The sequence below is a fragment of the Blastococcus sp. SYSU D00813 genome (assembly GCF_054050735.1).
Map to the genome: position 1 here is coordinate 38,338 of NZ_JBJGZX010000028.1, position 21,170 is coordinate 59,507.

The 21,170-nt window shown below is 76.8% G+C and carries 18 protein-coding genes; 11 read left to right on the forward strand and 7 right to left on the reverse strand.

Features of this window, described 5'->3' with window-relative positions; genetic code table 11:
- The first annotated feature begins 24 nt into the window (after positions 1 to 24).
- The 5 genes from mtrA to hpf all read left to right on the forward strand — a co-directional run bounded on the left by mtrA (position 25) and on the right by hpf (position 5,788).
- Positions 25 to 732 carry an MtrAB system response regulator MtrA gene (mtrA, locus tag ACI8AX_RS17420; RefSeq protein ID WP_456551102.1) on the forward strand — a complete coding sequence of 236 codons (708 nt, stop codon included), beginning with the start codon at positions 25 to 27 and terminating at the stop codon, positions 730 to 732.
- Between the two features lie 10 nt (positions 733 to 742).
- Positions 743 to 2,467, forward strand: a complete 1,725-nt coding sequence (gene mtrB / locus ACI8AX_RS17425; protein WP_456551103.1) for an MtrAB system histidine kinase MtrB — start codon at positions 743 to 745, stop codon at positions 2,465 to 2,467.
- Positions 2,464 to 4,161, forward strand: coding sequence for an LpqB family beta-propeller domain-containing protein (locus ACI8AX_RS17430; RefSeq protein ID WP_456551104.1), 1,698 nt, complete (start codon positions 2,464 to 2,466; stop codon positions 4,159 to 4,161). Before mtrB ends, ACI8AX_RS17430 begins: the two co-directional genes overlap by 4 nt.
- Positions 4,162 to 4,221: 60 nt before the next feature.
- Entirely contained in the window at positions 4,222 to 4,986 is a 765-nt protein-coding gene (locus ACI8AX_RS17435) for a ComF family protein (protein ID WP_456551105.1), read from the forward strand.
- A gap of 127 nt (positions 4,987 to 5,113) precedes the next feature.
- Entirely contained in the window at positions 5,114 to 5,788 is a 675-nt protein-coding gene (gene hpf / locus ACI8AX_RS17440; protein ID WP_456551106.1) for a ribosome hibernation-promoting factor, HPF/YfiA family, read from the forward strand.
- A 102-nt stretch (positions 5,789 to 5,890) separates the two neighbouring features.
- Here hpf and ACI8AX_RS17445 read toward each other — a convergent pair whose 3' ends face one another.
- Together ACI8AX_RS17445 and ACI8AX_RS17450 are read right to left on the reverse strand one after the other, a co-directional pair.
- Positions 5,891 to 6,460: a GNAT family N-acetyltransferase gene (locus ACI8AX_RS17445; RefSeq protein WP_456551107.1), complete on the reverse strand. Its 570-nt coding sequence runs from the start codon at positions 6,458 to 6,460 to the stop codon at positions 5,891 to 5,893.
- A 10-nt stretch (positions 6,461 to 6,470) separates the two neighbouring features.
- Positions 6,471 to 6,863: a pyridoxamine 5'-phosphate oxidase family protein gene (locus ACI8AX_RS17450; protein ID WP_456551108.1), complete on the reverse strand. Its 393-nt coding sequence runs from the start codon at positions 6,861 to 6,863 to the stop codon at positions 6,471 to 6,473.
- A 59-nt stretch (positions 6,864 to 6,922) separates the two neighbouring features.
- Between ACI8AX_RS17450 and secA the strand changes: the two genes are divergently transcribed.
- Positions 6,923 to 9,955 (forward strand): preprotein translocase subunit SecA, encoded by a 3,033-nt coding sequence (gene secA / locus ACI8AX_RS17455; protein WP_456551109.1) that lies wholly within the window; start codon positions 6,923 to 6,925, stop codon positions 9,953 to 9,955.
- 76 nt (positions 9,956 to 10,031) lie between these two features.
- On the opposite strand, the gene ACI8AX_RS17460 is transcribed toward secA, so the two are convergent.
- The 3 genes from ACI8AX_RS17460 to ACI8AX_RS17470 are packed head-to-tail and all read right to left on the reverse strand — an operon-like array spanning position 10,032 to position 11,707.
- Positions 10,032 to 10,355: a hypothetical protein gene (locus tag ACI8AX_RS17460; RefSeq protein ID WP_456551110.1), complete on the reverse strand. Its 324-nt coding sequence runs from the start codon at positions 10,353 to 10,355 to the stop codon at positions 10,032 to 10,034.
- 39 nt (positions 10,356 to 10,394) lie between these two features.
- Complete coding sequence (locus ACI8AX_RS17465) at positions 10,395 to 10,970, reverse strand: Rv3235 family protein (RefSeq protein ID WP_456551111.1); 576 nt, start codon at positions 10,968 to 10,970, stop codon at positions 10,395 to 10,397.
- Positions 10,967 to 11,707, reverse strand: coding sequence for a LysM peptidoglycan-binding domain-containing protein (locus ACI8AX_RS17470; protein ID WP_456551112.1), 741 nt, complete (start codon positions 11,705 to 11,707; stop codon positions 10,967 to 10,969). Before ACI8AX_RS17470 ends, ACI8AX_RS17465 begins: the two co-directional genes overlap by 4 nt.
- 84 nt (positions 11,708 to 11,791) lie before the next feature.
- Here ACI8AX_RS17470 and ACI8AX_RS17475 point away from each other — a divergent pair, with 84 nt between their 5' ends.
- The gene (locus tag ACI8AX_RS17475; protein ID WP_456551113.1) at positions 11,792 to 12,358 is read left to right on the forward strand and encodes a hypothetical protein; all 567 of its coding nucleotides are present in this window, start codon (positions 11,792 to 11,794) and stop codon (positions 12,356 to 12,358) included.
- On the opposite strand, the gene ACI8AX_RS17480 is transcribed toward ACI8AX_RS17475, so the two are convergent.
- The gene (locus ACI8AX_RS17480; RefSeq protein WP_456551114.1) at positions 12,355 to 12,606 is read right to left on the reverse strand and encodes a helix-turn-helix domain-containing protein; all 252 of its coding nucleotides are present in this window, start codon (positions 12,604 to 12,606) and stop codon (positions 12,355 to 12,357) included. The genes ACI8AX_RS17475 and ACI8AX_RS17480 overlap by 4 nt on opposite strands.
- Before the next feature lie 193 nt (positions 12,607 to 12,799).
- On the opposite strand from ACI8AX_RS17480, the gene ACI8AX_RS17485 reads away from it, so the two are divergent.
- From ACI8AX_RS17485 to ACI8AX_RS17500, 4 genes are all read left to right on the forward strand, one after another.
- Positions 12,800 to 13,678 carry an SAF domain-containing protein gene (locus ACI8AX_RS17485; protein WP_456551115.1) on the forward strand — a complete coding sequence of 293 codons (879 nt, stop codon included), beginning with the start codon at positions 12,800 to 12,802 and terminating at the stop codon, positions 13,676 to 13,678.
- Positions 13,678 to 14,988 carry an AAA family ATPase gene (locus tag ACI8AX_RS17490; protein ID WP_456551116.1) on the forward strand — a complete coding sequence of 437 codons (1,311 nt, stop codon included), beginning with the start codon at positions 13,678 to 13,680 and terminating at the stop codon, positions 14,986 to 14,988. The genes ACI8AX_RS17485 and ACI8AX_RS17490 overlap by 1 nt, the downstream gene beginning before the upstream one ends.
- An 86-nt stretch (positions 14,989 to 15,074) precedes the next feature.
- Positions 15,075 to 16,457: a WS/DGAT/MGAT family O-acyltransferase gene (locus tag ACI8AX_RS17495; RefSeq protein WP_456551117.1), complete on the forward strand. Its 1,383-nt coding sequence runs from the start codon at positions 15,075 to 15,077 to the stop codon at positions 16,455 to 16,457.
- Positions 16,458 to 16,523: 66 nt separating this feature from the next.
- Positions 16,524 to 17,054 carry a DUF6912 family protein gene (locus ACI8AX_RS17500; protein WP_456551118.1) on the forward strand — a complete coding sequence of 177 codons (531 nt, stop codon included), beginning with the start codon at positions 16,524 to 16,526 and terminating at the stop codon, positions 17,052 to 17,054.
- Between the two features lie 23 nt (positions 17,055 to 17,077).
- Here ACI8AX_RS17500 and ACI8AX_RS17505 read toward each other — a convergent pair whose 3' ends face one another.
- A complete protein-coding gene (locus ACI8AX_RS17505) occupies positions 17,078 to 21,025 on the reverse strand; it encodes an FtsK/SpoIIIE domain-containing protein (RefSeq protein WP_456551119.1) in 3,948 nt (1,315 codons plus the stop codon).
- Between the last annotated feature and the right edge of the window lie 145 nt (positions 21,026 to 21,170).

The following is a 21,170-nucleotide window of genomic DNA, read 5'->3' on the forward strand; positions in this document are numbered from 1 at the left end:
GTCCGGGCAGCGCAGAATGGGCGCGTGGCATCCACCGCAGCCTCGAACGGCCCCAGCCGCGGCCGCGTCCTCGTCGTCGACGACGACGCAGCCCTCGCCGAGATGCTCGGCATCGTCCTGCGCCGGGAGGGCTACGAACCGGCCTTCGTCTCCGACGGCAACCGGGCGGTGGGCGTCTTCCAGCAGACCCGCCCGGACATCGTCCTGCTGGACCTCATGCTGCCCGGCCGCAACGGGCTGCAGATCTGCCAGGACATCCGGACCCAGTCCAGCGTCCCCATCGTGATGCTGACCGCCAAGGGCGACACCATCGACGTCGTCCAGGGCCTCGAGGCCGGCGCCGACGACTACGTCACCAAGCCCTTCAAGCCGGTGGAGCTCGTGGCCCGCGTGCGGGCGCAGCTGCGCCGCGGCGAGTCCGGGCAGGCGGAGAACCTGACCATCGGCGACATCGCCATCGACGTGCCGGCCCACCAGGTCACCCGGGACGGCGTCCCGATCGCGCTCACCCCGCTCGAGTTCGACCTCCTCGTGGCGCTGGCCCGCAAGCCGCGCCAGGTGTTCACCCGCGAGCTGCTGCTCGAGCAGGTGTGGGGCTACCGGCACGCGGCCGACACGCGGCTGGTCAACGTCCACGTGCAGCGGCTGCGCGCCAAGATCGAGCGCGACCCGGAGCGGCCGGAGATCGTGCTGACCGTGCGCGGGGTGGGCTACAAGGCCGGCCCGCCGTGATCGGGGCTCCATGACGGCTCGGCCCGTGCCGGCGGAGGCGCCGGCCGTCGCACCGCCGGCCGCCTCGCCGGCCGCCGAGCCGGCGCCCGCGGCACCGCGTGGCCCCGACCGGGTGGCCCGGCTGCGGCGGCGGGTGCAGGTGCGGGCGGCGCGCGCCCGCCGCACCGTGCGCCGGCTCGCGCAGGGTGCCGCGCAGGCCTGGCGCTCGTCGCTGCACGTGCGGATCGGCGCCATCACCATGGTCGTCGCCGGCACCGTCGTGGTGATCGTCAGCATGGTGCTGTTCAGCCAGATCCGCGACCAGCTGCTGTCGGTCAAGCGGGACGCCGCGGTCGACCAGGCGCAGGCCGGTGTGGTCTACGCCCGCGACGAGGTGGCCGGCATCGCGACCGGTGACGCCGCGAGCCTGCGCGCCACCCTCGACCGCACCGTGCAGGGCCTCAAGAGCAGGGCGGGCTCGGCCGGTGACTTCGACGTCGTGATGGTCCACCGCACCGGCGACCGCGAGCTGCCCGCGGGCCGGCGTGCCGTCTTCACCGCGCTGCCGGACCAGCTGCGCGCCGGCGTGGACTCCGGCGGGCAGTTCTCCCAGTACGCCCTCGTCCCCGACACCGACGGCGAGCCGCAGCCGACCCTGCTCATCGGGGCGCCGGTCACCGTCGACACGGTCGCCGACGAGCGGTTCGACCTGTACTACGCCTTCCCCCTCGACCAGGAGGAGGAGAGCCTGTCGCGGATCCGCAGCACGGTCGTGATCAGCGGCATCGCGCTCACCCTGTTCGTCGTCGGCATCGGGGTGCTGGTCACCCGGCTGGTGGTCGACCCCGTACGGCGGGCCGCGGGCACCGCCCAGCGGCTGGCCGAGGGCCAGCTCGAGGAGCGCATGACGGTCCGGGGCGAGGACGACCTGGCGCGGCTGGCCACCAGCTTCAACGCGATGGCCGACAGCCTCCAGCGGCAGATCACCCAGCTGGAGGGGCTCTCCCAGCTGCAGCAGCGGTTCACCTCCGACGTCAGCCACGAGCTGCGCACCCCGCTGACCACCGTGCAGATGGCCGCCGAGGTGCTGCACGAGTCCCGCGGCGACTTCCCGCCGCACGTGGCCCGCTCCGCCGAGCTGCTGCACGCCGAGCTCGACCGGTTCGAGTCGCTGCTCACCGACCTGCTGGAGATCAGCCGCTACGACGCCGGCGCCGCGGTGCTCGACTGGGAGCCCACCGACGTGGGCGCGCTGGTGCAGCGGGTGACCGGGGACATGTCGGCGCTGGCGACGATGCACGGCTGCGAGCTGCGGGTCAGCGGCCCCTCGCAGCCGGTCATCGCCGAGGTCGACGCCCGGCGGGTGCAGCGCATCCTGCGCAACCTGGTCGGCAACGCGATCGAGCACGGCGCCGGGCGGCCGGTCGAGATCACCTGGGCGGCGAACCGGGCCGCGGTGGCCCTCACCGTCCGCGACTTCGGCGTGGGCCTGGGCCCGGCCGAGGCCCAGCACGTGTTCGACCGGTTCTGGCGCGCCGACCCCTCGCGGGTGCGCACGGTCGGGGGCAGCGGCCTCGGGCTCTCGATCAGCCTCGAGGACGCGCGGCTGCACGGCGGCTGGCTGCAGGTGTGGGGCTCGCCGGGCCTGGGCGCCCAGTTCCGGCTGACGCTGCCGCTGACCGCCGGCGCGGAGCTCACGAGCTCGCCGCTGCCGCTGCGCCCGGCGATCGTCCGCCGTCCCGGGGGGACGACGTGAGCCGCCGCCTCCCGGGCGTGCTGCTCGGCGCCCTGCTGCTGGCGGGCTGCTCGACGGTCCCGTCCAGCTCGCCCACCGTGCAGATCACCCAGGAGCCGGCCCGCGACGCCGAGGCCGTGGGCATCGAGCCCCTCGAGCCGGAGGAGGGGGCGACGCCCGAGGAGATCGTCCGGGACTTCATCAGCGCCGCCGCCAGCACCGCCCGCGGGCACCCCGTGGCACGGATGTACCTGACCGACGACGTCGCGGACTCCTGGTCCGACGAGGCGGGCATCACGGTGGTCGCGGCCGACTACGCCACCGTCACCACCGAGCCCGGCCGCGTGGTCGTGACCGGGGACTCCATCGGCACCGTCGACCCCCGCGGGGTGTTCGCCGTCGGTGCGGGGGAGTTCGCCGGGCAGTTCGCGCTCGAGCAGGTCGACGGGGAGTGGCGGATCAGCAGCCTCCCCCTGAACGGCCTGCTGATGGCGCAGCCCGACTTCGAGCGGATCTACGACCAGCGGGCCGTGTACTTCGTCGACCCGACCCTGCAGCGGGTGGTGCCGGACCCGCGCTACCTGATCGAGGGCGACTCCCAGCCGACGGCGCTGGTGGAGCGGCTGCTGGCCGGGCCGTCGCCGGCCCTGGGCCCGGGGGTGGAGAACCTGCTCCAGGGGGCGACGCTGGTCCGCTCGGTGTCCGCGGAGGGGCAGTCGGTCACCGTCGACCTCTCCGGGGTGGCCGACCTCGCACCTCCGGAGCTGTCCGTGCTGTCGGCCCAGGTGGTGTGGACGCTGCACCAGTTGCCGGGTGCGCCGTCGGTGGAGCTGCTGGTCGACGGCGAGCCGCTGGGCCTGGAGGGCGTGCCCGTCCTGCAGTCGGTCGAGGACTGGTCGGGCTTCGACCCGGAGGCCGCCCCGCTCGACGCGGTCGGGCACTTCGTGGAGGCCGGAGCGCTGCGGCTGGCCGACGGGTCGCCGGCGCCGGGCCCGGCCGGTGGTGGTGCGTACGGCCTGTTCTCCGCGGCGGTCTCGGCCGATGCGCGCACGGGGGAGCTGACGTCGATGGTCGGGGTCACCGCCGACCGCACGGTCCTGCTGCGCGGTCCCTACGGCGGCGAGCTCGCCCCAGCGCTCCCGCCGGGCGGGCCGCTGACCACGCCCACCGTCGCGGCCACCCGGAGCGAGTTCTGGACCGTCCGCGACGGCACCGAGATCGCCCTCGTGCCGGCCGACGGGACGCCGGAGACGGTCAGCGCGCCGTCCCTGCAGGCACTGGGCCGGGCATCGGCGCTGCAGCTCTCCCCGGACGGGGTGCGCGCGGCCGTGGTGGTCACCGGCCGGCTGTACGTCGGCACGGTCGCCCGGGAGGAGGACGCCCCGGTGACCCTGCGCGACCTCCGGCCGGTGGCCCCCACGCTGGGCGGGGTGACCGACGTGGCGTGGAGCGCCGCCGACCGGTTGCTGGTCCTCGCCGCCGAGGGGCCCGAGGGAGGGGGGATCCCGTACTCGCTCGGCGTCGACGGGTCCGACCTCAGTGCGGTGTCGACCGCAGGGCTGCCCGGCCAGCCGACCTCGATCGCGGCCGCCCCGAGCCAGCAGCCGCTGGTCAGCGCGGGTGGCTCGATGTGGCAGCTGTCGGGCGGGACGTGGCTGACGCTGCGCCGCGGGCAGCCGGCGGTCCTCGGCACGGAGCCGTTCTTCCCGGTCTAGCGCCGTCCACAGGGGGACGGGCGGCCTGGGCAGGGGCGGCCGCACCGTGCAGGGTGGGTCGTGCGCGCCGTCCGGGACCTGGTCGCCGCGCTGGCCGATCCCCTCGTCGACCTGGTGCTCCCGCGGATCTGCGCCGGCTGTGGCGTGCCCGGGGTGCTGCTGTGCCCGCGCTGCGCGGCGGCCTTCGCCGTTCCGCACCTGGCCCAACCGCGGCGCTTCCCGGCCGGCTTCCCGCCGACGGTGGCGGCCGCCGTGTACGACGGGCCCGTCCGTCCGGCGGTCAACGCCTTCAAGGAGCACGGCCGCGCCGAGCTGGCGCGGCCGCTGGGCGCGGCGCTCGCCCTGGCGGTCGCCGCCGTCCGCGCCGGGGTGCCCGCCGCCGGCCCCCGCACGCCGGTGCTGCTCGTGCCGCTGCCGGCCACCCGCGCGGCGCTGCGCACCCGGGGCCGCGACCACGTCGCCGAGCTCACCGGCTGCGCGGTCGCGGAGCTGCGGGCGGCCGGGGTGCCGGCCACCGCAGAGCGCCTGCTGCGCCGGTCGGGCCGGGTGGCCGACTCCGCCGGGCTGACGGCGGCCCAGCGGCGGGCCAACCTGGCCGGCACGTTCGCGCTGCGGCCCGGCGTCGCCGTCGCACCCGGCTCCGTGGTGGTGCTCGTCGACGACGTGGTGACCAGCGGGGCGACGCTCACCGAGGCCGCGGCCGTGCTCGGGACGGCGCGCCGGGCCGACACGCCGGTGCTGGCCGCGGTGGTCGCGGCGACCCCGCGGCGGACGGCCGGGCGGGAGTCCCGGACCCCACCTGGGCGGACCGCGCCGTACCGGTGACGGGGGGCCGGCGGGTGCGGCTGATCGACTGTCGGGACACCTGGGGGACGACTAGCGTTCAACCGGACACATCCCCGTACACCCGGGAGGTCTCATGGAGATCGTTGTCCGCGGCCGGAACGTCGAAGTGCCGGAACACTATCGCCAGCACGTCGAGGACAAGGTCGGCTCGCTCGACCGGTTCGACGGGAAGCTGAAGATGCTCCGGATGGACGTCGAGCTGTTCCACGAGAAGAACCCTCGACAGTCGGCGAGCTGCCAGCGCGTCGAGATCACGCTGCGGGGCAAGGGCCCCGTCGTCCGGGCCGAGGCCGCGGGGCCGGACTTCTACGCGGCGCTGGACCTCGCGTGCAGCAAGCTCGAGAACCGGCTGCGCCGGGCGGCCGACCGCCGCCGGGTGCACCACGGCCGGCGCACCCCGGCCAGCGTGCGGATCGCCGGCAACTCCGCCGAGCCGCTGCCCGCCCTCGCTCCGTCGGCTCCGTCGGCCGCCGGTGACGCCCTCGACGGCGCCGTCGACGGCGAACCCCTCGTCACAGACCTCGACGAGCACCTGCCCGGGCAGATCGTCCGGGAGAAGCACCACCCGGCGACGCCGATGCACGTCGACCAGGCCCTCCACGAGATGGAACTGGTCGGCCACGACTTCTTCCTCTTCCAGTGCGCGGACACGGGGCAGCCGACGGTGGTCTACCGCCGGCACGCCTACGACTACGGCCTCATCCGGCTGGTCGACGTGCCCCTCGACGGCGACGCGTCCCGCGCCACCTCTCCCGCCGAGCCCGTGACGGCCTCGGTCTGAGTCCCGACGGGGGGGGGGGGGGGGGGGGGGGGGGGGGGGGGGGGGGGCCGCGGCGGGGCGCGCGCGCGGCCCCCCCCCCCCCCCCCCCCCCCCCCCCCGCTGTCAGTCCCCGGGCAGCCGGCCGAACAGCACCGCGTCGGAGCGCCCGCCCGACCGGTCGTCCAGGCAGCCCCGCACCACGCCCTCCCGCCGGAACCCGGCGCGCTCGGCGGTGACCTGCGAGGCCGTGTTGCCGACGTCGGCGACCAGGTGCACCCGCGGCGCGCCCAGCCCCAGCGCCCACTCCGCCAGCGCGTGCGCCGTCTCCGCGGCGTAGCCCCGGCCCCGCGCGGGCGCGGCGATCCAGTACCCGACCTCGGGCCCGAGCCGGCCGCCGCGGAAGTGGACCCCCGCCGAGCCGACCAGGACGCCGTCGGCCTCGACGACGACCGGCATCCCACGGCCCTCGGCCCGCTCGGCCGGCGCCACCTCCGACACCCAGACCCGCGCCTGCTCGTGGTCGTAGGGCAGCGAGAGGGCGGTGATCCAGCGCTGGATGTCGGCGTCCTGGCAGGCGGCGAAGACGGCGTCGGCGTCGTCCGGCCGGTGCGGGCGCAGCACCAGGCGCTCGGTGCGCACCACCTCGGTGGTCAGGTCGACGCCGCTCAGGTCCATGCCGTCGGGGGCTGTCACCCGGCCATGGTCATGCGTTGCCCAGGACCCGGTCGACCGATATCTCGATGACCACCCGTGCCGGGTTCTCCCGCGGCTGCTTGTAGCGGCGGGCGTAGCGCTCGACGGCGTCGGCCACCGATGCGGCGTCGTCGCGCACCACCGCCGTCCCCTCGAGGGTCAGCCACCGGCGGCCGTCGACCTGGCAGACCGCCACCCGGGACTGCCCGGCGCGCACGTGCCGGGCCTTGGCCGAGGTCCCGGAGGTGATCACCCGGGCGGTCGCCGTCCCCGGGTCGAACGTGACACCCACCGGGACCACGTGCGGGCTGCCGTCGGGGCGCAGGGTGGTCAGCGTCGCGAGGTGCCGCTCGGTGAGGAAGCTGAGCGTGCCGGGGCCCAGGGTGCGGGGGTCGGAAGCCACCGGCGGAGGGTATGCGTGCAGATGACCGTGCACCCGGCCGGGCCGCCTACCCTGGGGTCGTGGTGTTCTCGAGGATCCTCCGTGCCGGTGAGGGCAAGATCGTCCGCCGGCTGCACAAGATCGCCGACGCGGTCGAGTCGCTGGCCGACGACTACGTCGACCTGACCGACGCCGAGCTGCGGGCGAAGACGGACGAGTTCAAGGAGCGCCACGCCGACGGCGAGACCCTCGACGAGCTGCTGCCCGAGGCGTTCGCCGTCGTCCGGGAGGCCGCGACCCGCACGCTGGGCCAGCGGCACTTCCGCGTGCAGATCATGGGCGGCGCCGCGCTGCACCTGGGGAACATCGCCGAGATGCGCACCGGTGAGGGCAAGACGCTCACCGGCGTCCTCCCCGCCTACCTCAACGCCCTCACCGGCGACGGCGTGCACGTGATCACCGTGAACGACTACCTCGCCAAGCGCGACGCCGAGTGGATGGGGCGGGTGCACCGGTTCCTCGGCCTGTCGGTGGGCACGATCCTCTCCGGCGAGCGGCCGGCGCACCGGCGCGAGCAGTACGCCTGCGACATCACCTACGGCACGAACAACGAGTTCGGCTTCGACTACCTGCGCGACAACATGGCCTGGAGCAAGGCCGACCTGGTCCAGCGCGGCCACAACTACGCGATCGTCGACGAGGTCGACTCCATCCTCATCGACGAGGCGCGCACGCCGCTGATCATCAGCGGGCCCGCCGAGTCGGCCGGCAAGTGGTACCAGGAGTTCGCGCGGATCGTCCCGATGATGAAGCGCGACGTGCACTACGAGGTCGAGGAGGCCAAGCGCACGGTCGCCGTCACCGAGGAGGGCGTCGAGTTCGTCGAGGACCAGCTCGGCATCGACAACCTGTACGAGGCGGTCAACTCCCCGCTGATCAGCTACCTGAACAACGCGCTGAAGGCCAAGGAGCTCTACCACCGCGACCAGCAGTACATCGTCAGCAACGGCGAGGTGCTCATCGTCGACGAGTTCACCGGCCGCGTGCTGTCGGGCCGGCGCTACAACGAGGGCATGCACCAGGCCATCGAGGCCAAGGAGAAGGTGCAGATCAAGGACGAGAACCAGACCCTCGCCACGATCACGCTGCAGAACTACTTCCGGCTCTACGAGAAGCTGTCGGGGATGACCGGCACCGCCCAGACCGAGGCGGCCGAGCTCTCCCAGACCTACAAGCTGGGCGTCGTCCCGATCCCGACCAACCGGCCGATGGTCCGCATCGACCGGTCCGACGTCATCTACAAGACCGAGAAGGCCAAGCTCGAGGCGGTCGTCGACGACATCGCCGAGCGGCACGAGGCCGGCCAGCCGGTGCTGGTCGGCACCGCCAGCGTCGAGAAGTCCGAGCTGCTCTCGAAGTACCTGCTGCGGCGCGGCATCAAGCACGAGGTCCTCAACGCGAAGAACCACGCGCGGGAGGCGCACATCGTCGCCCAGGCCGGGCGGCTGGGCGCGGTCACCGTGGCCACCAACATGGCCGGCCGCGGCACCGACATCCAGCTCGGCGGCAGCCCCGACTTCATCGCCGACGAGGATCTGCGCGCCCGGGGCCTGACCCCGACGGAGACCCCGGAGGAGTACGAGGCCGCCTGGGACGACGCGCTGGCCGCGGCGAAGAAGCAGGTCGAGGACGAGCACGAGCAGGTCGTCGAGGCCGGCGGTCTCTACGTGCTCGGCACCGAGCGGCACGAGAGCCGCCGCATCGACAACCAGCTGCGCGGCCGCTCCGGCCGGCAGGGCGACCCGGGGGAGTCGCGGTTCTACCTCTCCCTCGGTGACGACCTGATGCGCCGGTTCAACGGCCCGATGCTCGAGTCGATGATGAACACCCTGCGGGTGCCCGACGACCAGCCGATCGAGTCGAAGATGGTCAGCCGCGCGATCCTGTCGGCGCAGACCCAGGTCGAGCAGCAGAACTTCGAGATCCGCAAGAACGTCCTCAAGTACGACGAGGTGCTCAACCGCCAGCGCACCGTCATCTACGACGAGCGGCGCAAGATCCTCGACGGCGAGGACCTGGCCGACCAGGTCCAGCACATGCTCGACGACGTCATCGGCGCCTACGTCGACGGCGCGACGGAGACCGGCTACGCCGAGGACTGGGACCTCGAGCAGCTGTGGACCGGTCTCAAGGCCCTCTACCCGGTCGGGCTGGACCGCGACGAGCTGCTGGACCGGGTCGCCGACGGCGAGCAGGCGGCGCTGTCGGCCGAGACGCTCAGGTCGGAGCTGCTCGACGACGTGCACCGCGCCTACGAGGAGCGCGAGGCCACGCTCGGCGGCGAGGTCATGCGGGAGCTGGAGCGGCGGGTGCTGCTCAGCGTGCTCGACCGCAAGTGGCGCGAGCACCTCTACGAGATGGACTACCTGCGGGCCGGCATCCACCTGCGCGCGATGGCCAACCGCGACCCCGTCGTGGAGTACCAGCGCGAGGGCTTCGACATGTTCAACGCGATGCTCGACGGCATCAAGGAGGAGTCCGTCGGCTTCCTGTTCAACCTCGAGGTCAAGACCAAGGAGCAGCAGGAGGAGGAGGCCCGCGCCAAGCAGGCCGAGGCCGAGGCCAAGGCGCTGGCCGCCGCCCAGGAGGGGACGGCGCGCGTGCTCGCCCGCCAGCAGGCCGCCGCGGCCGCCGCTGCCGGCAACGGCGCCGGCACCGCGCCGCCCGGCGCCCCCGGGGCGACGGCGCCGGGCCGGACGACGTCGACGACCCCGGCCGGCGCCGCGCCGGCCGCGCGCCGCAGCGCCGGGTCGGGCCCGGGCAAGAAGACGGCGCCGGCGGCGCGCGCCGCGGCCGCCCCCGCTCCCGCCGCGGAGGACGAGGCCCCGTCGGGCACCGGCCCGCAGCTGGCGGTCAAGGGCCTCGAGGAGCCGCGCCGGCAGGAGAACCTGACCTACTCGGCGCCCAGCCTCGACGCCTCGCCCAAGGAGAGCGGGGCGGCCAAGGCCGCGAAGACGGCGACGGTGACCGGGTCCAAGGAGCCGGCCCGCAACGCGCCGTGCCCCTGCGGCTCGGGCAAGAAGTACAAGTTCTGCCACGGCGCGGCCAAGTAACGGCGCCTCCGCGCAACCGATCCCGCCCCCGCCGGCCTCGTGCCGGCGGGGGCGTCGTCGTTGCCGGGCCCGCTCGTCAGCAGGCGCTGAGGACGGTCCCGGTGCCGCGGAGCACGTGGACGACGGCGAGCAGCACGAGCACGGCCGCGGCCGCGAGGTGCAGCGAGGCCCGCCGCCGGTAGGGCAGCTCGCGGGAGGCGGTGACCGCCCGCCACGCGCAGCCCACGCAGACCACGGCCGCCACGAAGGCGAAGACGTCCGTGTAGCTGCAGCTCGTCTCCAGCCCGTTGACGACCGTGCGGTCGGTCAGCCCGATCCGGACGAGGAAGGCCGCGAGGCCCACCACGATGCCGACCTTGACCGCCGTTGCCACCATGTCGAGCTCACGTCGCACGTCCACGGCGCGGCAGGCTAGTCACGGCGCCCGCGTTCCGGAACGTCATCCGATCTGCAGCGCGGTGCACCGCCAGCGGCCGTCGATCCCCTCGAGCCGGGCCGCCACGGCGTGCGCCCGCCCCGACCGCCGGGCCACCGCGCTGACCTCCGCCACGCCGTCCACCGGCTCGCACACGTGCACCGGGCCGAGCAGGACCGGCGCCGTGCCGCCGGAGCACCAGGCCGGCCGGCGGGCGCTCAGCGCCGCGTAGAGACCCGGCGCGGTCGTGTTCTGCACCTGCGCGAGCGGGCGCAGGCCGGCCATGCCCTCGAGGACGAGCGTGAGGACCCGCCGTCCGGCCAGCCGCGGGTCGGGCAGGTCGCCGCGGGAGGACCACCGCGGCCCGAAGTCGGCCATCCGCTGGTGGCGCTCGCGGGGCCGGGGACCCGGCCGGTGCGGCGCGCGCGGTGGCGCGACGCCCTGCCGGACCAGCGGGAGCGCGGGGTACTCGGCCACCGGTGGTTGCGGGGTGCGGACGACGGTCAGCCGGAAGGTCCGCAGCGGTGGGACGGGAGGCGGTGCAGGTGCCTCGACGGTCGCGGCGGTGGCCTCGGCGGCCGGGGACGGCGGGGCGGTCATCCGGGGGTCTCGCTCTCGACGGGGGTGGACGGGTCGGCCGGGGCGCGCAGCACCTGGCCGGGGCGGATCAGGTCGGGGTCGGGTCCGATGACGTCGGCGTTGGCCGACCACCAGGCCGCCACCGCGCGGGCGACCTCGGCCGGTGCCGGCTCGCTGCCGGTCCGGGCGCGCAGGTCGGCGACGGCGATGTCCCACAGCGAGTCGCCGCGGACGACGACGTGCTCGGCGGCCGGCCACTCGGGCACCGGGCCCGCGCCGCCCGCCGGCGGGGGAGGCGCAACGGCCGGGGGAGCGGGCTGTCCCGGGAACACCGGCCAGTCGGGTACCGGTGCGCCCTGCGGCAGCGCCGCCGCCGCGGCCGGGACGGGGGCCGGGGCCGAGCAGGCCGACAGGACGGGTGAGCCGACGGCGAGGCCGAGGCCCAGGGCGAGGGCCGCGGCCCGCCGTGCGTCGGCGGGCAGGAGCAGCCGGGCGGCTCCCCGGGCGACCGCTCCCACGGCCCCGGGGACGGCGGACAGCCCGGTCAGGAGCAGGCCCAGCGCGCCCCAGCCCCACGCCAGCCAGGCCAGCAGCGCCGCCGCGGCCAGGACGAGCGTCTCGGGTCCGGCCGTGTCGGCGACGGTCTGCGGGTCCCTGGCCAGGAGCGCCGCATCGGGCAGCGGCGGGGTCAGCGCGACGAGCAGCACCGCCACGGCCGCCATGACGGCGGTCGTGGCGGTCAGGCGACGCATCGACATCGGGCCTCCTCGCGAGTCGTCGTCTACTAGAGCAAGCAAACGTCAGCAAACGCAAGGGATGTGCACAGAGGTACGCTCGCCGCCGTGCGGTGGCAGCGGTTGTTCGCCGATCTGCAGGCGGAGCTGGAGGCGGGCGAGGTCGCGGCCGAGCGGGCCGAGGACGCGTCGCGCATCCGGCTGGAGACCGGCGCCGTGCGGCTGGCCGACCGGCTCGGTGGGGCGGTGGGCCGGGAGGTCGTGCTGCGCTGCCGGGGCGCCGGCGACCTGCGCGGCGTCCTCACCGAGGCGGGGGCCGGGTGGGTGCTGCTGACCGAGCCGGGCGAGCGGGAGCTGCTGGTCGCCGTCGCGGCGGTGCGCACGGTCGGCGGTCTGGACCGGGGGACGGCCGTCCCCGAGGACGGCGAGGTGGCGCGGCGGCTGGACCTGCGATGGGCCGTGCGCGGGCTCGCCCGGGACCGCAGCCCCGTGCAGGTGCTGCTCGACGACGGCGGGGCCCTGACCGGCACGGTGGACCGGGTCGGCGCCGACTTCCTGGAGCTGGCCGAGCACCCGGCCGACCGGCCGCGTCGGCCCACGGCGGTGCACGGGGTGCGCGCGATCGCGCTGGACGCCGTCGTCGCGGTGCGGCGGCTGGCGCCCGGAGCGGGCTAGGAGCCCTCCGCCCCCGCTCGCGCGTCGCCCGGTTCGGGCTCCAGCTCCGGCACGTCGCCGGCCCGGGCCTCGGCGTAGCGCTGCTGGATGAAGCGCTCGAGCTCGTCGACCTCGACCCGCCACTGGCCGCGGCCGCCGATCTGGATCGCGATCAGCTCCTTGCGACGGACGAGCGCGTACACCTGCCGCCAGGAGACGTTCAGGATCTCCGCCACGTCGGCGAGGGTCAGGAAGCGCGGTGTGGGCATCGGCGGTCTCTCATCCGGGGTCGGGGCCAGTCTGTCAGCCCTCCGGAGGGAGCGGCCCGCTCGTCCACACACGAACGTGTGGACAACCGGTGCACGGGAACGTGACCGTCCCGCATCATCTGCATCCGACCGTCGGATCCCGGCGGCGAGGAGGGGCGGCCGCAGCCGCCCACGGCGGACGGAGGCGGGCGCGGTGACCGATGTGCGGACGGCTCCTCCGCCGGTCCCACCCGCTCCCGCCCCGACCGTGCGGCTGCGCGGCCCGGTGCCCCGCCGGGTGCGTGCGCCGCGGTGGCTGGACCTGCGCCTGGTGCTCGGCGTCCTGCTCGTCCTGGTGTCGGTGCTGCTCGGCGCGCGGGTGGTCGGTGCGGCCGACGCGACCGTCCCGGTGTGGGCGGCCTCGGGCGACCTCGCCGCGGGCACGGTGCTCGCGGCCGGCGACCTGGTGGCGGTCGACGTCCGGCTCGACGACGCGGCCGACCGCTACCTGGCCACCAGCACCCGGCCCGAGGGGCGCACCCTGGCCCGCGCCGTCCGCGGCGGGGAGCTGCTGCCGCGTTCGGCGCTCGAGGACGTGCCCGAGCTGGTCCAGCTGGCGCTGCCGGTGCAGGCCGGCTACGTGCCGCCGGGCCTGGGCCGTGGGCAGGTGGTCGACGTCTACGCCGTCGCCGACCCCGCGGCGGGGGCCACCGGCCGGGCCGACGGCGGGGTCGCCCTGGTCGTCGGCGCCGCTCCGGTACAGGCGGTGTCCGGCCGGACCGACGGTGTCCTGTCCAGCGCGGCGACCACCGTGCAGGTGGTGGTCTCGGTGGCGGCCGGGGACGCCGCCGACGTGCTGGCGGCCATCGGCGGGAGGCCGCTGGTGGTGGTCGTGCACGGGTCCGTCGACGCCGCGCTGCCGTCTGCGGGGACGGTGCCGAACGGGTCGGTGCCGACGTCGCCGACGCCGACGTCGTCCGCCCCGGTCGCGCCCTCGTCACCCTCGGCGTCCTCGTCGGCGCCCGTGCCCTCGACGGCCCCCGTGCCCTCGGTGACGGCTCCCCCGACCGGCGTCGCGGGGCCTCCGAGCTGATGGCGCTGCAGGTCTTCACCGCGGTCACCGGTGCCGCCTGGGAGTCCGCGCTGGTCGGGGCGCTCGACCGTGCCGACCACGGGGTGACGGTCGTCCGCCGCTGCGTGGACGTCGCCGAGCTGCTCGCCGCCGCGGCCACCGGGACGGGGCACGCGGCTCTCCTCTCGGCCGACCTGCGCCGCCTCGACGGCGACGCCGTGGCCCGGCTGGCGGCGGCGGGCGTGGCCGTCGTCGGTCTCGTCGAGCCGGGTGACGAGCGGGCCGCGAGCCGGCTGCACGCCTGGGGTGTGGCCCGGGTGCTGCCCGCCGACGCCGATCCCGAGGTGATCGCCGGCGCGCTGCGCGAGGCGGTGGCCGGAGGCCCGGCGCCGGTGCGGGACGTCGCCGACCCGCGTGCCGCGCTGCCCGGGAGCCCTCCGCCCGGGGCCGAGGCGGACCGGGCCGGCGGCGAGGGCACCGTGGTCGCCGTGTGGGGACCGACCGGCGCACCCGGACGGACCACCGTCGCCGTCGGGCTCGCGGACGAGGCGGCCCGCCTGGGCGTCGAGACGCTGCTGGTCGACGCCGACGTGTACGGCGGTGTCATAGCCCAGGTGCTCGGCCTGCTGGACGAGTCACCGGGCCTGGCCGCGGCGGCGCGGCGGGCCGCGGCCGGCGACCTCGACGAGGCGGCGCTGCGCCGGCTGGCCTGGGAGGTCCGGCCGGGACTGGGTGTGCTGACCGGTCTCGCGCGGGCCGACCGCTGGCCGGAGCTGCGGCCCTCCGCCGTCGCCCGGGTGCTCGAGGAGGCCCGGCGGCAGGCTGCGCTCACCGTGGTCGACTGCGGCTTCAGCCTGGAGGAGGACGAGGAGCTCTCGTTCGACACGGCGGCGCCGCGCCGCAACGGGGCCACCCTCGCCGTGCTGGAGAGCGCGGACGTCGTGGTCTGCGTCGGCGGGGCCGACCCGGTCGCGCTGCAGCGCTGCGTCCGTGCCCTGGGTGACCTGCGGGACGCACTGCCCGACGTCGAGCCGCTGCTGGTCGTGAACCAGGTGCGGCGGGGTCCCGTCCCCGGCGATCCACGACGGGAGATCGCCGAGGCGCTGGAACGGTTCTCGGGCCGCTCGGTCGACTCCTTCCTGCCCGCCGACCGCCGGGCGACCGACGCCGCCCTCGCCTCGGGACGGACGCTCGCCGACGTGGCCCCCGGGTCCCCGCTGCGGGCGGAGCTGCGGGAGCTCGCGGCCCGGCTGACCGGGGTGCCGGCCGAGGCGCTCCGGCGTGGTCGCGGCGGCCGGACCCGGCGCCGCAGCCGTCGGGCCGCCGGGTGACCCCGTCCACACCCGGGGCGGGGAGGGCCCGTGCGACGGACCAGGACGCCGGCCGTAGCGTGGGCCGCCGGACGGGGAGGCAGCCGATGCTGGAGCGCCTGACGACGATCGACGCGTCGTTCCTCTACCTCGAGGAACCGGGTGCGCCGATGCACGTCGCCGGCATCCTGCTGCTCGAGCCCCCGGCGGGCGGCCTGGACGCGCTCGCCGCCCTCGTGGAGGCGCGGCTGCCGCTGGTGCCCCGGTACCGGCAGCGGGTGCTGGAGGTGCCCGGCCGGCTCGCGGACCCGGTGTGGGCCGACGACCCCGACTTCGACGTGGCCTACCACGTCCGGCAGTCGGCGCTGCCGCGGCCGGGGACCGAGGCGCAGCTCGTCGACCTCGTCTCGCGGCTGACCTCCCGGCCGCTGGACCGCGGCCGGCCGCTGTGGGAGCTCTACCTCGTCGAGGGGCTCGCCGACGGCCGGGTCGCGGTGATCACCAAGACCCATCCCGCCCTGGTCGACGGCCTGGGCGCGGTCGACATCGCGCAGGTCCTGCTCGAGACGTCCCCGGACGCCCCGGTGCCGGCAGCCGAGCCGTGGCGCCCGCGCCGGCTCCCCACCGGGGCCGAGCTGCTCCGGGCCGCGCTGGAGGAGTACGTCCAGCGGCCCTCGGCGGTCGTGGAGGGCCTCGGGGCGGCGGTCACCGACGTCCGCGCGACGGTGGCGCGGCTCGGCGGCGCCGCGTCGGGTTTCGCGCGGGCCGCCCGGTCGGCCGTCTTCCCCGCCCCCAGCAGCCCGCTCAACGCCACCCACGGCCCACAGCGACGGGTGGCCTTCGCCCGGGCGGACCTGGACGACCTCCGGGCCGTGCGCCGCGCGCACGGGGGGACGATCAACGACGTCCTGCTGACGGTCGTCACCGGAGCCCTGCGGGACTGGCTGCTCTCGCGCGGCGTGGCGGTGGTCGCCTCGACCTCCGTGCGGGCGCTGGTGCCGGTGTCGGTGCAGGGCGACGAGCAGGAGGCGCCGGGGAACCGGGTCGCCAGCTACCTGGTCGACCTGCCGGTGGGGGAGCCGAACCCCCGCGTGCGCCTGGCCCGGCTCAGCTACGCGATGCGCGGCGTCGCCCGGGCGGGCCGCTCGGTCGGCGCCGACGCGCTGATCGCCCTCACCGGGTTCGCGCCCCCGACCCTGCACGCGCTGGGGGCACGTGCGGCGCGCGGGCTCTCCCGGCGGGTGTTCAACCTGGTCATCACCAACGTGCCGGGTCCGCAGATGCCGTTGTACGCGGCCGGGGCCCGGATGCTGGAGGTGTTCCCGGTGGTCCCCCTCGTCCGCGGGCAGGGCCTGTCGATCGGGATGACCAGCTACGACGGGCGCGTCTACGTCTGCCTGAACGCCGACCGCGAGACGGTCGGTGACGTGGACCTCCTCGCCGACCTGGTCGAGCAGGAGCTGGCCGAGCTCCTGGAGGCCTCCCGCTGAGAGCGGGAGCCCCTCTGCTCCGCCGCAGGCGGGGCGGGCGGCCGGGATACGGTCGTCGCTCCACCGATGGAGGGAGCGACCCGGGTGCGCGTGTACCTGCCGGCGACGACGACGGTCCTGCGGACGCTCGTGGACGAGGGCCGACTGCCGGGGCCGCACACCGCGTTCGCCGTCACCGAGGTGCTGCGTCAGCACTACGCGGTCAGTGACGCCGAGGCCGACACCGAGGAGCTCGAGTACGCCGCGCTGCTGGCGGCGGCCCGCGCGAGCCTGCGCCTGCTCGACCTGGACCCCCTGGCGGCGCGCCGTCGTGCGGTCGTCGCGGCCGACGTCGCCGACGACGCGGTCACCGCACTCGACGAGCCGCACATCGAGGCCGGCGCCGTGCGGGTCGCCGCCGACGTCGCGCTGCGCGAGGTCGCCAGCGTCCACGTCGACGGGGCCGACGCCGAGGACGACGTGCGGGCCGCGGTGGCCGTGGTGCTCGAGGCGGACCTCGGCAGCGACGACGCCCAGTTCGTCGTCGACCAGGCGGAGGGCCACGAGCTGGCCTGGTACGCGACGCAGGAGATCGGGCCGCTGCTCGACCTGCTCTGAGCTCCGGGGCCGCACGCGTCTGCTCACGACGACTCGCGGGCGGTCCGTCGCAGGGCGACCTGCACCCGCTGCGGTGTCCCCGCCTCGACCAGCCAGCCCGACCCGGGCCGCACCGGGAGAGGTGTGCGCGGCAGCCGCACGCCCAGCAGGTCGGCGTCCGCGGGGCCGGGGGTGAGGAGCAACCCGCTGCGTCCGCGGCGCAGCGCGGCCACGGGTCCGCGGTAGACGCTCGACAGGTCCGCGGCGGTGCCCGCCACCACGACCGCGACCGACCGCGGCGGCGCCGCGCCGAGGGCGGTGAGCACGGCTGACTCCGCGACGGCCGCGTGGTCGTCGACCGCCACGACGCCGGGTCGCCCGGCCAGCCGGTCGGTCCAGGCCGTCCATCCGGCCGGGTCGTCCGCGCCGACCACCGCCGTCCCGAGGTCGCCTGTCCCGGTGTGCCGCGCGCCGGGGGCCGTCACGCGCAGCACCGGGACGCCGGCGGCGGTCAGGTGGGCGGCGACGGCGGCGAGCACCGCGGAGCGACCGCTGCGGGGCGGTCCGGCCACCAGCAGGCCACCGGAGCGGGCGAGGTCCACGGTCAGGACGCGGCCCTCGTCCCCGCCCGGGCCCAGCGGCACGCGCAACCGGGACGTGGCCGGCCCGTCCGGTCCGGGGAGCGGGAGACGGGGGGCGGCCGGGAGCTCGGGGATGCACAGCGCTGCCGACCGCGGACCCGCAGCCGGTGCGGCGGGCGCGGGAAGCGGACGGGGGAGGCCGAGCTGGCACTCCGCGGCCGCCTCGCCGAGGAGTGCCCGCCCGGGCGGCCGGTGCCCGGGGACGGCCCGGGCAGGGACACCGGCGACGCCGTAGTCGGCGCGGTCGGGCAGCGGGAGCACGAGCCGCGTGCCGACCGCGGCGGCCAGCCGCCCCCCGGGGACGGCGCGGTCGGCGGTGAGCAGGCAGGTCAGCCCGGCCGCCCCGCCCTCACGGACCAGACGGACCAGCGCCGCCGAGCCGCGACCGGGATCCGCCTCGTCGAGCTGGGCCGACAGGGACTCGACCCCGTCGACCAGCAGCAGCAGGTGGGGCGTCGTCCGTCCGGACGCCCGCCGGGCCGCCACCTCGGCACCCAGCCGGTCGACGAGGCGGACGGTGCGCAGCGCGTCGTCGCCGCCCACCGCGGTGCCCGTGTGCGGCAGCCCGGCGGCGGCAGCAGCGAGCGCGCCGCCGTCGTGGTCGAGGACGTGCACGTGCAGCCGGTCGGGAGTCGTCGCGGCCACAGCCTCCGCCAGCACGGTGCGCAGGAAGGTGGTCCGGCCGCTCGCGGGTCCGCCCACCGCCAGCCACCCGCCACCCCGGGCCAGGTCGACGGCGAGGACCTCCCGCGCCTGGCTGTCCGGGCGGTCGACCAGTCCCACGGCGAGCAGCGGGCCCTGGACGGTCCCGGCGGTCCGGTCGCGGCCGGTCGGGTCCCCGGCCATCTCCGTGGCCAGCTCCGTGGCCAGCTTCGTGACCAGCTCGGCGGCCAGCTCGGCGGCCGCGAGTCGGTCGGGCAGCGGCGGACACCAGGGGCGGTGCGGCCGGCGCACCCCGGTCCGGCCGGCCCGCTCGGCGAGGGCCGCGGCGACACGGGCCAGGTCGGTGGGCCCGGACGCCGGGCCAGGAGCGGTCCGGGCGCCTCCGGCGGGCCACTCCCACCGGCGGACCTGCGGCCGCGACGGCCCGGGCCGCTGCCGCCCCGAGACGCGGGCGACCTGCAGCAGCACCGGGTCGGCCGCACCCACACGCAGGTAGGCACGGCCGGGCCGGTCCGCCGGCAGCGACGCCGCGATGCCGGTGCCCAGGACGTCCCGCGAGTCGGACTCGTCGGTGGTGCGCAGGCACAGCCGCAGGCTGCAGTTGGCCCGGATCTCGGGGCTGACCACCCCGGCCGGTCGTTGTGTGGCCAGTACCAGGTGGACGCCCAGGGACCGGCCCCGCTGGGCGATGGACACGAGCCCGGGGACGAAGTCGGGGAGCTCCTCGGCGAGCCCGGCGAACTCGTCGACCACGATCACCAGCCGCGCCAGCTCCACCTCGTCGGGCAGCGCCGCGACGTCGGGGACGCCGGCCGCCGCCAGCACCGCCTCCCGGCGGGTCAGCTCGGCGCCCAGCGACCGCAGGGCCCGCGCGGTGGTCTGCGCGTCCAGGTCGGTCACCAGACCCACGGTGTGCGGCAGCTGAGCGGCCTCGGCGAACGCGGCGCCTCCCTTGTAGTCGACCAGCAGGAAGGAGCAGCGGTCCGGCGCGGAGGCCAGGGCGAGTCCCGCGATCAGGCCCTGGAGCAGCTCCGACTTGCCGGAGCCGGTGGTCCCCGCGACCAGCGCGTGCGGGCCGTCCCGGCACAGGTCGACGCCCACGACGCCGTCGGCGGACCGGCCCAGGACGGCCACCAGCCGGTCCCGCCGCCGGGACCAGCGTCCGGCGGCCTCGACGCCCTCGAGGGGCAGGAGGTCGAGCAGCCGGACCGCGGCGGGCAGGGCAGGTCCGCCGGCGGCCGGGGCCGCCAGCGGCGCGAGGTCGCGGGCCATCCGGGCCGCCGCGGAGGCGGTGAGGTGGTCGACGACGAGCCGTCGCGGCGCGGTGCAGGGCAGGTCCAGCACCCCGGACTGGCCTGTCTCCCCGACGACGCGGAGCACCGTGGCCGGCCCCTCCTGCGTCGGTCCGGCGGCCCCCAGCACGACGACACCGGACTCGCGGGCGCCCCGGAGGACCGCGGCCAGCCGGCGACCCGGGAGCCGGTCGAGCACCACCACGAGCCGCACCGCGGGAGCCGGTCCGGCGCCGCCCGCGGCACGGCCTGCGACGTGACGGGCGACGGCCGCCTCGAGCCACGCCACGTCGGAGGCCTCGTCCGGTGCGTCGTCCGGTCCGTCGGCGGGTGCGCCGGAACCCGGTCCGGCTCGCACGTCGGCCGGGTCGACGTGGGGGAGCCACCGCAGCCAGCGCCAGTCCGCCAGCCGGTCGGGGGCCGTGAGCAGCGCGACGGCCAGGTCGCCCGGCGGCAGCAGCGCACAGGCCTGCAGGAGGACCGCCCGTGCCACCCCGAGCGCGCGCGGCCGGGGCCCGACGACCGCCAGGCCGCCGGGGACCGCGAGGTCGACCGTCACGGGGAGGTCCTCGCAGAGCTCGGGCGTGCGGGTGCCGTCGGCGGTGACCCGGGTGACCCTCGTGGCGCCGGGGCCCCGGCCCAGCCGGACGGTGAGCGCTCCGGGTGCGACGCCGCTGCGCTCCCAGAGGGGAGCCGACCGCCGCCGGGTCGCAGCCGCCAGCAGGGCGAGGTCCGGCGCCACCAGTTCGCTCGCCCGCCGGTCAGCCGTCACGGCAGCGCCGAGCCGCTGGCGGGCGGCCGCCAGCTCCTCGGTGTGGGCGAGGGCCTCCCGCCGGTGGTCGCGGCGGCCGCTCCACCGGTCGCCCAGCCACGAGCCCAGCGCGACCAGTGGAGAGAGCGCGGCGAAGAAGAGGAAGGTCGCCGTCCCGAACACCCAGGCGCCGACCGCTCCGGCCACCGCCGGGAGCGCGATCGCGGCCCACGCGAGCCGGCGCCGGGCCGGGAGTGCCGGTTCGGCGGGGAACCGGACCTCGGCCTCGGGACGGCAGGGCGGGGACCCGGCGACCGGGCGGAGCAGGGTCCGGCCCCCCGGGACCGGCTGCCCGCCGAGGCGGGCGCTCCGGGGCGCACGGACCGCCAGGGTCGAGTCGCCGATGCGCAGCAGGGCCCCCGGGGACCACTCGCGCGGCTCCGCGCCCAGCGCCGTGCCGTCGAGCCGGCTGCCGTTGGCGGACCCGGCGTCGTGCACGGTCACGCGCCCGGCGGCGACCCCGACGACGACGTGCCGCCGGGAGACGTCGGGGTCGGCGACGTCGACGTCGGCGGTGCTGCCGCGGCCGACCACGTGACGACCGGCCGACAGCGGCACCGTGCGGGCCGCCTCCGGGCCACCCACGAAGTCCAGCGCGAGGGCGCTGGACGGCGCCCCACCGGCCGGCCGGGGCCCCGGCCGGCCGCGCCCGCGCCCGCGACCGTGCGCCCCCGCCGGGGACCGCGGATCGGTCTGGGGCCGTAGCCGCGTCGACCCCATCCTCTGCTCG